Below are 10,771 nucleotides of genomic sequence, written 5' to 3' on the forward strand. Positions count from 1 at the left end.
CTCTTGCTCCTGACGCAGGATGTGGGGTTTGTAGGTATGGTCGGCCGCTATGGCAGGGGGCGCCCCCCCCCCCCCCCCCCCGGTGTGCTCTACCAGCCGCGCTCGCGCCACTGGGGGAGCTGCGGGCGCTCGGCGCCCAGCGTGGTGTCCTTGCCGTGGCCCGGGTAGACCCAGGACTCGTCGGGGAGCACGTCGAAGAGCTTCTCGGTGACGTCCCGGTAGAGGGTCCGGAAGTTCTCCGGGTTGCCGAAGGTGTTGCCCACCCCGCCGGGGAAGAGGCAGTCCCCGGTGAAGACGTGCGGGTGGCCCTCGGGGTCGTCGTAGACCAGCACGATCGCGCCCGGGGTGTGGCCGACCAGGTGGCGCACGGTGAGGTCGACCGAGCCGACCCGGAGCAGGTCGCCGTCGGAGAGCAGCAGCTCGGTGGGCACGTCGATGCCCTCGGCGTCGTACCGGCCGGCCGCCGTCCGGGCGCCGGTGGCGGCCACCACGTCGGCCAGCGCGGCCCAGTGGTCGTGGTGCCGGTGGGTGGTGACCACGGTCGCCAGCTGCGGGCCGACCGTCTCCAGCAGGACCGGCGCGTCGGCCGCCGCGTCGATCAGCAACTGCTCGTCGGTGGCCCGGCAGCGCAGCAGGTAGGCGTTGTTGTCGAACGGGCCGACCGCGACCTTGGTGATGATCAGGTGGGCGAGTTCGCGCACGTCCGGTGGCCCGCCGACCTTGACCGATCCGTGGTAGCTCAAGGGATCACTCCTCGCTGTCCGACTCCCGATGGGCTGGCACCTCCATGATCCGTCAGCCCATCGGCGGAAGCGTCGGCAGGGCGGAGCGCGGGTCGGCCAGCGGGCCGCCGTCGCGGTGCACCTGCAGGCCGTCGCCGTCCGAGCGGCCGGAGAGCCAGGCGGTGAGCGCCCGGACCGGGCCCTCGACCCGCAGCTCGGGGGTGTCGGAGCCGAGCCGGGCGCGCTCGCCGGTGTCCTCGGCGAGCAGGTCGAGGGCCGGGATGCCGTCCAGCTTCGCGAACATGGTGGCGAGCTTGCCGAACTCGGCGGCGGCGAAGTCGGTCGGCCAGTGCGCGGGGGTGTAGCCGGCGGCCAGGTCGACGTGGTGGTACTCCAGCTCGCCGAGCCGCTTGAGGGGCAGCTCGGCGGCCGGGAAGGTGTAGCCGTGCCGGTGCCTGAGGGTGGCGGCCCAGGCCTCGGCGGGCAGCGCGGCGGCGGCCTCGGCGAGCCGCCCGGCCGACTCGCGCAGGTCGGCGAGGTGCTCGGGGAGCGGGCGGCCGGCGCCCTGCTGGATGCCGTCCTCGCGGGCCTGCTCGCTCGCGTACTGCGGGATGTCCCGGCCGGTGCGGGCCGACTCCAGCAGGTTGACCAGCGAGTCGGCGTTGCGGGCGAGGTGGGCCAGCACGTGGCCGCGGGTCCAGCCGGGCAGCCCGGAGGGCTCGGCCAGCGCCGCCGGGTCCAGCTCGGCGACCGTGTGCATCAGGTGGCCGGTGCTCTCCTCGACGGCGCTCAGCGCGGCGGCGGCCTGCTCGGCGGGGGTGGGCTGCGGGTCGGTCATTGGACGGGCCTCCAGTGGGTGCGTGGGCGTTGCCCGGGCGGCGCGGGCTCGTTGGACCCCGGGGCGGCGGTGTGCCGCGAGTCGCAGGCTATCGCCGGGTGGTACGGGCCGGCAGCGGGTTTCGCGGGGTGGTGCGGAGCCCGGAGAAGGGCCATCTCCGGCGGTTCTCACTCGTTCGGGTGGTTCCGGCTGGACAAGGTCGATAATCGAACGCCTGAGCTATACGCTGGTCGGCGAAACTGGAAGAAAACCCACACCCCACGCGTTGGACCAGTGTCCGATCCCGGAGAAAGGCGCCAGTAGCAGTGGCCGACCGCCTCATCGTCCGCGGTGCTCGCGAGCACAACCTCAAGAACATCTCGCTGGACCTGCCCCGGGATTCCCTGATCGTCTTCACGGGGCTCTCCGGGTCCGGCAAGTCCTCGCTGGCCTTCGACACCATCTTCGCCGAGGGCCAGCGCCGCTACGTCGAGTCGCTGTCCTCGTACGCCCGGCAGTTCCTGGGCCAGATGGACAAGCCCGACGTCGACTTCATCGAGGGCCTCTCCCCGGCCGTCTCGATCGACCAGAAGTCCACCAACCGCAACCCGCGCTCCACCGTCGGGACGATCACCGAGGTCTACGACTACCTCCGGCTGCTCTTCGCCCGGATCGGCAAGCCGCACTGCCCGCACTGCTCCCGGCCGATCGCCAAGCAGTCCCCGCAGGCGATCGTCGACCGGGTGCTGGAGCTCGCCGAGGGTACCCGTTTCCAGGTGCTCAGCCCGGTGGTGCGCGAGCGCAAGGGCGAGTTCGTCGACCTCTTCGCCGACCTCCAGTCCAAGGGCTACGCGCGCGCCCGGGTGGACGGCCAGACCGTCCAGCTGACCGAGCCGCCCAAGCTCAAGAAGCAGGAGAAGCACACCGTCGAGGTGGTCATCGACCGCCTCACGGTCAAGGAGAGCGCCAAGCGCCGGCTGACCGACTCGGTGGAGACCGCGCTCAAGCTCTCCGGCGGCATGGTGGTGCTCGACTTCGTCGACCTCCCGGACGACGACCCGGAGCGCGAGCGGATGTACTCCGAGCACCTCTACTGCCCCTACGACGACGTCTCCTTCGAGGAGTTGGAGCCGCGCTCGTTCTCCTTCAACTCGCCCTTCGGCGCCTGCCCGGACTGCACCGGCCTGGGCAGCCGGATGGAGGTCGATCCCGAACTCGTCGTCCCCGACGAGGAGAAGTCGCTCGACGAGGGCGCCATCCACCCCTGGTCCGGCGGCCACAGCAAGGAGTACTTCGGTCGGCTGATCGGCGCGCTGGCCGGCGAGTTGGGCTTCCGCACCGACATCCCGTGGCGCGGGCTGCCGGCCCGGGCCCGCAAGGCGCTGCTGTACGGCCACAAGGCGCAGGTCGAGGTCCGCTTCAGCACCCGGTACGGGCGCGAGCGTTCGTACATCACCGGTTTCGAGGGCGTGATCCCGTTCGTGCAGCGCCGGCACGGCGACGCGGAGACCGACAGCAGCCGCGAGCGCTTCGAGGGCTACATGCGCGAGGTGCCCTGCCCGGCCTGTGAGGGCACCCGGCTCAAGCCGGTGGTGCTCGCGGTCACCGTGCAGGGCCGTTCGATCGCCGAGGTCGCGGCGATGTCGATCAGCGACTGCGCCGAGTTCCTGGGTGCGATGAAGCTGACCGCCCGGGACAGGAAGATCGCGGAGCGGGTGCTGAAGGAGGTCAACGAGCGGCTGCGGTTCCTGGTCGACGTCGGCCTGGACTACCTCTCGCTCAACCGGGCGGCCGGCACCCTCTCCGGCGGCGAGGCGCAGCGGATCCGGCTGGCCACCCAGATCGGCTCCGGCCTGGTCGGCGTGCTCTACGTGCTGGACGAGCCCTCGATCGGCCTGCACCAGCGCGACAACCACCGGCTGATCGAGACCCTGGTCCGGCTCCGCGACATCGGCAACACCCTGATCGTCGTGGAGCACGACGAGGACACCATCAAGATGGCCGACTGGGTGGTCGACATCGGCCCGGGTGCCGGTGAGCACGGCGGCAAGGTGGTGCACTCCGGCTCGCTCGAGGAACTGCTCCGCAACAAGGAGTCGATGACCGGGCAGTACCTCTCGGGCAAGCGCTCGATCCCGATCCCCGAGGCGCGCCGCCCGCGCGACCGCAAGCGGCAGATCGTGGTGCACGGCGCCCGCGAGCACAACCTGCGGGACGTCACGGTCGGCTTCCCGCTGGGGACGTTCACCGCGATCACCGGCGTCTCCGGCTCCGGCAAGTCCACCCTGGTCAACGACATCCTCTACACCCACCTCGCCCGCGAGCTGAACGGGGCGCGCAGCGTGCCCGGCCGGCACACCCGGATCACCGGGACGGACCTGGTGGACAAGGTGGTGCACGTCGACCAGTCGCCGATCGGCCGGACCCCGCGTTCCAACCCGGCGACCTACACCGGCGTCTTCGACCACGTCCGCAAGCTCTTCGCGGAGACCACCGAGGCGAAGGTCCGCGGCTACCTCCCCGGCCGGTTCTCCTTCAACGTCAAGGGCGGCCGCTGCGAGAACTGTTCGGGCGACGGCACGATCAAGATCGAGATGAACTTCCTGCCGGACGTCTACGTCCCCTGCGAGGTCTGCCACGGGGCGCGGTACAACCGGGAGACCCTGGAGGTGCACTACAAGGGCAAGTCCATCGCCGAGGTGCTGGACATGCCGATCGAGGAGGGGCTGCACTTCTTCGAGGCCGTCCCGGCGATCGCCCGCCACCTGCGCACGCTGAACGACGTCGGCCTCGGCTACGTCCGGCTCGGCCAGCCCGCGCCGACCCTCTCCGGCGGCGAGGCGCAGCGCGTCAAGCTCGCCTCCGAGCTGCAGAAGCGCTCCACCGGGCGGACGGTCTACGTGCTCGACGAGCCCACCACCGGCCTGCACTTCGAGGACATCAGCAAGCTGATCAGGGTGCTCTCCGGCCTGGTGGAGAAGGGCAACACGGTGATCGTCATCGAGCACAACCTCGACGTGATCAAGACCGCGGACTGGGTCGTGGACATGGGCCCCGAGGGCGGCAGCGGCGGCGGCACGGTGATCGCCGAGGGTACGCCGGAGGAGATCGCCGGGATCACCGCGAGCCACACCGGCAAGTTCCTGCGGGACATCCTGGGCGAGCGGATCAGCGACGCGGCCGTCCCGGCCCCGCGCACCCCGCGCAAGCGGGCCGCGGCGCGCAAGTAGCCGCAGGCGCCGGGCCGTGCTCCCTCGCGCGCCGAGGGCGAGCGGCCCGGTGCCCTCATCGGGCGCGGCTAGACTGCGGAGCCGACCAAGCCGAGCCGTCCGCAGGGAGCGCCACCGATGACCGAGGCAGCCCAGACCCCCGCCACCAGCCGCCGCACGCTGCTCTGCTGCGGCGCCGCCGTCCTCGCCGGGGGCACCGCGCTGACCGTGGCGGGTTGCTCCGGCGACTCCACGGCCAAGTCCTCGTCCTCCGCCGACAACGCGGTCGAGGTCGGCGCGGTGGCGGACGTCCCGGTCGGCGGCGGCAAGGTCTACTCCGACCAGAAGATCGTGGTCACCCAGCCGACCGCCGGCCAGTACAAGGCGTTCAGCGCCACCTGCACCCACGCGGGCTGCACGGTGGGCCAGGTGAAGAACGGCCTGATCATGTGCCCCTGCCACGGCAGCCAGTTCAAGATCGAGGACGGCTCGGTGGTGGCCGGCCCGGCGCCCGAGTCGCTGCCCTCCTACCAGGTGACCGTGCAGAACGGGAAGTTCGAGGTCACCGAGAGCTGAGCCGCCGCGCGGCCGTCGGCCGCCCCCGGGAATCCTGGGACCCCTCCGAGAGTCGGAACACGATCCGAGTAACCGCTGGACGGCAGCTGTCCGCACGCTGAGTGCTTCCTGAGTGCGGGCTGAACGGCGTGCTGTCACCGCGGGACGTTAGGGTTCCAGTGTCACAGCTGTCCAAGGGGGACCGACCAATGGCTGACCCGTCCACCTACCGCCCGGCGCCCGGGGCGATCCCGCTCTCGCCCGGCGTCTACCGGTTCCGGGACGCGCACGGCCGGGTGATCTACGTCGGCAAGGCGAAGAGCCTCCGTCCGCGGCTCTCGTCGTACTTCCAGGATCTGGCCAACCTGCACCCGCGCACCGCCACCATGGTCACCACCGCGGCCTCGGTGGAGTGGACGGTGGTCGGCACCGAGGTCGAGGCGCTCCAGCTGGAGTACTCCTGGATCAAGGAGTTCGACCCGCGATTCAACGTCAAGTACCGCGACGACAAGAGCTACCCGGAGCTCGCGGTCACCCTGAACGAGGAGTTCCCCCGGGTCCAGGTGATGCGCGGGGCGCACCGGAAGGGCGTGCGCTACTTCGGCCCGTACGGGCACGCCTGGGCGATCCGCGAGACGGTCGACCTGCTGCTCCGGGTCTTCCCGGTCCGTACCTGCTCCAACGGCGTCTTCCGGCGCGCCCAGCAGGTCGGCCGCCCCTGCCTGCTCGGCTACATCGGCAAGTGCGCCGCCCCCTGCGTCGGCCGGATCTCCGCCGAGGACCACCGCGAGCTGGCCGAGGAGTTCTGCGACTTCATGGCCGGCCGCACCGGCAACCACCTGCGCCGGCTGGAACTCCAGATGCAGCAGGCCGCCGCCGAGCTGGAGTACGAGCGGGCCGCCCGGCTGCGCGACGACATCGAGGCGCTCAAGCGGGCCATGGAGAAGAACGCCGTGGTGCTCGCCGACGGCACCGACGCCGACCTGCTGGCCGTGGCCGAGGACGAGCTGGAGGCGGCCGTCCAGATCTTCCACGTGCGCGGCGGCCGAGTGCGCGGCCAGCGCGGCTGGGTCACCGACAAGGTCGAGGACGTGGACACCGCCGCCCTGGTCGAGCACGCGTTGCAGCAGCTCTACGGCGGCGGCAGCGAGGCGGTGCCGCGCGAGGTGCTGGTGCCCGCCCTGCCCGAGCCGGCCGGCCCGGTCCGCGAGTGGCTCAGCACCCTGCGCGGCTCCCAGGTGGACCTGCGGATCCCGCAGCGCGGTGACAAGAAGGACCTGATGGCCACCGTCGGCCGCAACGCCCAGCAGGCGCTGGCGCTGCACAAGACCAAGCGCGCCTCCGACCTGACCACCCGCAGCCGCGCCCTCCAGGAGATCGCCGACGCGCTGGAGCTGGACTCCGTGCCGCTGCGCATCGAGTGCTTCGACATCTCGCACCTGCAGGGGCAGGACGTGGTCGCCTCGATGGTGGTCTTCGAGGACGGTCTGGCCCGCAAGAGCGAGTACCGCCGGTTCCAGATCAAGAGCTTCGAAGGCCAGGACGACGTCCGCTCGATGCACGAGGTGGTCGGCCGCCGGTTCCGCCGTTACCTCCAGGAGCGCGAGCGGACCGGCGAGTGGGCGGTCCCCGAGGCCGGCGAGGACGAGCCGACCCAGTCCGACGAGCTGACCGCAGCCGGCCAGCCGGTCCCGAGCGGCCCCGTCGACCCGGAGACCGGCCGCCCGCGCCGCTTCGCCTACCCGCCCCAGCTGCTGGTGGTCGACGGCGGCCAGCCCCAGGTGGCGGCCGCCGCCCGGGCGCTGGCCGAGCTGGGCATCGACGACGTCGCGCTGTGCGGGCTGGCCAAGCGGCTGGAGGAGGTCTGGCTGCCCGGCCAGGACGACCCGGTGGTGTTGCCGCGCAGCAGCGAGGGTCTCTACCTGCTGCAGCGGGTCCGCGACGAGGCGCACCGGTTCGCCATCGGTTACCAGCGCAACAAGCGGGGCAAGCGATTCACCAGCGGCGAGCTGGACACTGTGCCAGGTCTGGGGGAGACCCGGCGGAAGGCCCTGCTCAAGCACTTCGGCTCGCTGAAGAAGCTGCGCGCGGCCACCGTCGAGGAGATCTGTGCGGTACCGGGGATCGGGCGGCGCACCGCGGAGACTGTTGTCGCCGCGTTGTCCTCCCGGCAACCCGCGCCATTCGCGGTGAACACCGCGACCGGCGAGATCATGGATGACACCGGAGAACAGAGACCGGGGACGCCGTGACGGCAGGCGGCCGCAGGCGTTCTCCTCAGGGAAGCACCGAGAGCGGGGAAGTGAAGTGACAGTGTCCGACGATGGGGGTGCCACCCGGCCGCAGGCTGGGGGAGAGACCGCCCCGGAGCTGGTGATCATCTCCGGCATGTCCGGAGCCGGCCGGAGCACGGCCGCCAAGTGTCTGGAGGACCTCGGCTGGTTCGTGGTGGACAACCTGCCACCGGCCCTCATCCCCACCATGGTCGACCTCGGCGCCCGCTCGCAGGGTGCGGTGGCCCGGATCGGCGTGGTGGTCGACGTCCGCGGCCGGCAGTTCTTCGACGATCTGCGCGCCTCGCTGGAGGAGCTGGAGAAGCGTGGCGTCCAGCTGCGGGTGGTCTACCTGGAGTCCTCCGACGACGCCCTGGTGCGTCGCTTCGAGAGCGTCCGCCGGCCGCACCCGCTGCAGGGCGAGGGCCGGATCACCGACGGCATCGCCCAGGAGCGTGACCTGCTGCGCGAGCTGCGCGGCGAGGCCGACCTGGTGATCGACACCTCCAACCTCAACGTCCACCAGCTGCGCGCCAAGCTGGACGCCCAGTTCGCCGACCACGACGAGCCGGAGCTGCGGGCCACCGTGATGTCCTTCGGCTTCAAGTACGGCCTGCCGGTCGACGCCGACCTGGTGGTGGACTGCCGGTTCCTGCCGAACCCGCACTGGGTGCCCGAGCTGCGGGCCCGGACCGGCACCGACCCCGACGTCTCCGACTACGTGTTCCAGCAGCCCGGTGCCAAGGAGTTCCTGGACGGTTACGCCGAGCTGTTGCGGATCATCACCGAGGGTTACCGCAGGGAGGGTAAGCGCTACATGACGCTTGCCGTAGGCTGCACCGGTGGCAAGCATCGCAGCGTGGCCATGTCGGAGCGGTTGACGAAGCGTCTGATCGCCGACGGCGTGGAAACGGTGCTGGTGCACCGCGACATGGGACGGGAGTGACGGCGGCCCGGCGCTGCCGGCAGGACAGAAACGTGGGGTAGGTGTGACGGGATACTCGCCAGGGCGGCAGCTCCAGCACAAGGCCGCCGAGCGGGGATCCCCGGGCGCCCAGCGCAGCCGTGCCGCCGCGGCGCGCGGTCCCGTACCCAAGATCACCGCGCTGGGCGGCGGCCAGGGCCTGTCGGCCTCGCTCTCGGCGCTGCGCCGGCTCACCAGCGACCTCACCGCCGTGGTCACCGTGGCCGACGACGGCGGCTCCAGCGGGCGGCTCCGCACCGAGCTCGGCGTGCTGCCCCCGGGCGACCTGCGCAAGGCGCTGGCCGCGCTGTGCGGGGACGACGCCTGGGGCCGCACCTGGTCCGAGGTGATCCAGCAGCGCTTCACCGGCACCGGTGAACTGGGCGGCCACGCGGTCGGCAACCTGCTGATCGTGGCGCTCTGGGAGAAGCTCGGCGACCCGGTGGCCGCCCTGGAGTGGGTCGGCCGGCTGCTCAACGTACAGGGCCGGGTGCTCCCGATGTCGGCCGTCCCGCTGGACATCGAGGCGATCGTCCGGGGCCACGACCCGGCCCGCCCGGCCGAGCTGACCGCCGTCCGCGGCCAGGCCAGCGTGGCCGCCACCCCGGGCACCGTGCAGTCGGTCCGGCTGCTGCCGGAGGAGCCGCCGGCCGTCCCCGAGGCGGTGGCGGCGGTGCTGGAGGCGGACTGGGTGGTGCTCGGCCCCGGCTCCTGGTTCACCAGTGTGCTGCCGCACCTGCTGGTCCCCGAGCTGGCCAAGGCGCTGATCGACACCAAGGCGCGCCGGCTGCTGACCCTCAACCTGGCCCCGCAGCCCGGCGAGACCGAGGGCTTCACCCCGCAGCGCCACCTGGACGTGATCGCCGACCACGCCCCCGGCCTCGTGGTGGATGCGATCCTGGTGGACGAGCGGGCGGTGACCGGCGGCGCCTTCGGACAGGCCGACCTGGCCGGCCTGGAGAAGGCCGCCGGCCGGATGGGCGCGGCCCTGGTGCTGGACCGGGTGGCCGCCGCCGACGGCACCCCGCGACACGACCCGGAGCTTCTGGCCGCCGCGTACGACCGGATTTTCCGGACACATGGAAGGATCGGCCCATGGCGATGACGGCAGCGGTGAAGGACGAAATCAGCCGGCTCCCCGTCACCCGGGCCTGTTGCCGCAAGGCCGAGGTGTCGGCAATCCTGCGATTCGCGGGCGGACTGCACATTGTGAGCGGTCGCATCGTGATCGAGGCGGAGCTGGACACCGGCATTGCGGCCCGACGGCTGCGCAAGGACCTGCTGGAGATCTTCGGACACTCCTCGGACCTGGTGGTGATGGCCCCCAGCGGCCTGCGGCGCGGCAGTCGGTACGTGGTCCGGGTGGTCAAGGACGGTGAACTGCTGGCCCGGCAGACCGGGCTGGTGGACGGGCGGGGCCGGCCGATCCGGGGGCTGCCCCCGGCGGTGGTCTCCGGAGCGACCTGCGACGCCGAGGCGGCCTGGCGCGGGGCGTTCCTGGCGCACGGCTCGCTGACCGAGCCCGGCCGGTCCTCCTCGCTGGAGATCACCTGCCCCGGCTCGGAGGCGGCGCTCGCCCTGGTCGGCGCGGCCCGTCGGCTCGGCATCCCGGCCAAGGCCCGCGAGGTGCGCGGCGCGGACCGGGTGGTGATCCGGGACGGCGACGCGATCGGCGCGCTGCTGACCCGGCTGGGCGCCCACGAGTCGGTGCTGGCCTGGGAGGAGCGCCGGTTGCGCCGCGAGGTGCGGGCCACCGCCAACCGGCTGGCCAACTTCGACGACGCCAACCTGCGCCGCTCGGCCCGGGCCGCGGTGGCCGCCGGAGCCCGGGTGCAGCGGGCGCTGGAGATCCTCGGGGACGAGGTACCCGAGCATCTGGCCGCCGCCGGCCAGCTGCGGATGCAGCACAAGCAGGCCTCGCTGGAGGAGCTGGGCGCGCTGGCCGATCCGCCGCTCACCAAGGACGCGGTGGCCGGCCGGATCCGCCGGCTGCTGGCGATGGCCGACAAGCGCGCCTCCGAGCTCGGCCTGCCGAGCACCGAGGCCAACCTCACCGAGGAGATGGCGCTCAACTGACCGCCGCCGGAACCCGGGGGGGGGGGGGGGGGGGGGGGGGGGGGGGGGGGGGGGGGGGGGGGGTTGGTGGGTGTCGGCTTCTGTGGGTGCGGTGGTTGCTTGTCTGTCTTTTGGTTTGCTGTTTGTGGGGTGGGGTGGGGAGGGCGATCAGCCCG

At 72.1% G+C, this 10,771-nt stretch carries 8 protein-coding genes; 6 read left to right on the forward strand and 2 right to left on the reverse strand.

The features are described from left to right. Positions 1-89: 89 nt before the first annotated feature. Both ACZ38L_RS00335 and ACZ38L_RS00340 read right to left on the reverse strand, forming a co-directional pair. Positions 90-743 (reverse strand): MBL fold metallo-hydrolase, encoded by a 654-nt coding sequence (locus ACZ38L_RS00335; RefSeq protein ID WP_465687720.1) that lies wholly within the window; start codon positions 741-743, stop codon positions 90-92. A 52-nt stretch (positions 744-795) separates the two neighbouring features. Further along, positions 796-1,560, reverse strand: a complete 765-nt coding sequence (locus ACZ38L_RS00340; RefSeq protein WP_465687722.1) for a maleylpyruvate isomerase family mycothiol-dependent enzyme — start codon at positions 1,558-1,560, stop codon at positions 796-798. Positions 1,561-1,865: 305 nt separating this feature from the next. Between ACZ38L_RS00340 and uvrA the strand changes: the two genes are divergently transcribed. The 6 genes from uvrA to whiA all read left to right on the forward strand — a co-directional run bounded on the left by uvrA (position 1,866) and on the right by whiA (position 10,616). Next, positions 1,866-4,769, forward strand: a complete 2,904-nt coding sequence (gene uvrA / locus ACZ38L_RS00345; protein WP_465687724.1) for an excinuclease ABC subunit UvrA — start codon at positions 1,866-1,868, stop codon at positions 4,767-4,769. A 117-nt stretch (positions 4,770-4,886) separates the two neighbouring features. Further along, positions 4,887-5,324 carry a Rieske (2Fe-2S) protein gene (locus ACZ38L_RS00350; RefSeq protein WP_465687726.1) on the forward strand — a complete coding sequence of 146 codons (438 nt, stop codon included), beginning with the start codon at positions 4,887-4,889 and terminating at the stop codon, positions 5,322-5,324. A gap of 188 nt (positions 5,325-5,512) precedes the next feature. Further along, positions 5,513-7,555, forward strand: a complete 2,043-nt coding sequence (uvrC, locus tag ACZ38L_RS00355) for an excinuclease ABC subunit UvrC (RefSeq protein WP_465687728.1) — start codon at positions 5,513-5,515, stop codon at positions 7,553-7,555. A 55-nt stretch (positions 7,556-7,610) separates the two neighbouring features. Next, positions 7,611-8,522, forward strand: coding sequence for an RNase adapter RapZ (rapZ, locus tag ACZ38L_RS00360; protein WP_465687730.1), 912 nt, complete (start codon positions 7,611-7,613; stop codon positions 8,520-8,522). Between the two features lie 43 nt (positions 8,523-8,565). Then, positions 8,566-9,645 (forward strand): gluconeogenesis factor YvcK family protein, encoded by a 1,080-nt coding sequence (locus ACZ38L_RS00365; RefSeq protein WP_465687732.1) that lies wholly within the window; start codon positions 8,566-8,568, stop codon positions 9,643-9,645. Further along, positions 9,636-10,616 (forward strand): DNA-binding protein WhiA, encoded by a 981-nt coding sequence (gene whiA / locus ACZ38L_RS00370; protein ID WP_465687734.1) that lies wholly within the window; start codon positions 9,636-9,638, stop codon positions 10,614-10,616. The genes ACZ38L_RS00365 and whiA overlap by 10 nt, the downstream gene beginning before the upstream one ends. Positions 10,617-10,771 lie beyond the last annotated feature (155 nt).

The organism is Kitasatospora sp. NPDC024654 (assembly GCF_055559155.1).

What these genes read in the sequence shown, in the direction of transcription:
- ACZ38L_RS00340 (WP_465687722.1), bottom strand. Translation starts at nt 1,560, where the DNA reads ATGACCGACCCGCAGCCCACCCCCGCCGAGCAGGCCGCCGCCGCGCTG.
- uvrC (WP_465687728.1), top strand. Translation starts at nt 5,513, where the DNA reads ATGGCTGACCCGTCCACCTACCGCCCGGCGCCCGGGGCGATCCCGCTC.
- ACZ38L_RS00350 (WP_465687726.1), top strand. Translation starts at nt 4,887, where the DNA reads ATGACCGAGGCAGCCCAGACCCCCGCCACCAGCCGCCGCACGCTGCTC.
- whiA (WP_465687734.1), top strand. Translation starts at nt 9,636, where the DNA reads ATGGCGATGACGGCAGCGGTGAAGGACGAAATCAGCCGGCTCCCCGTC.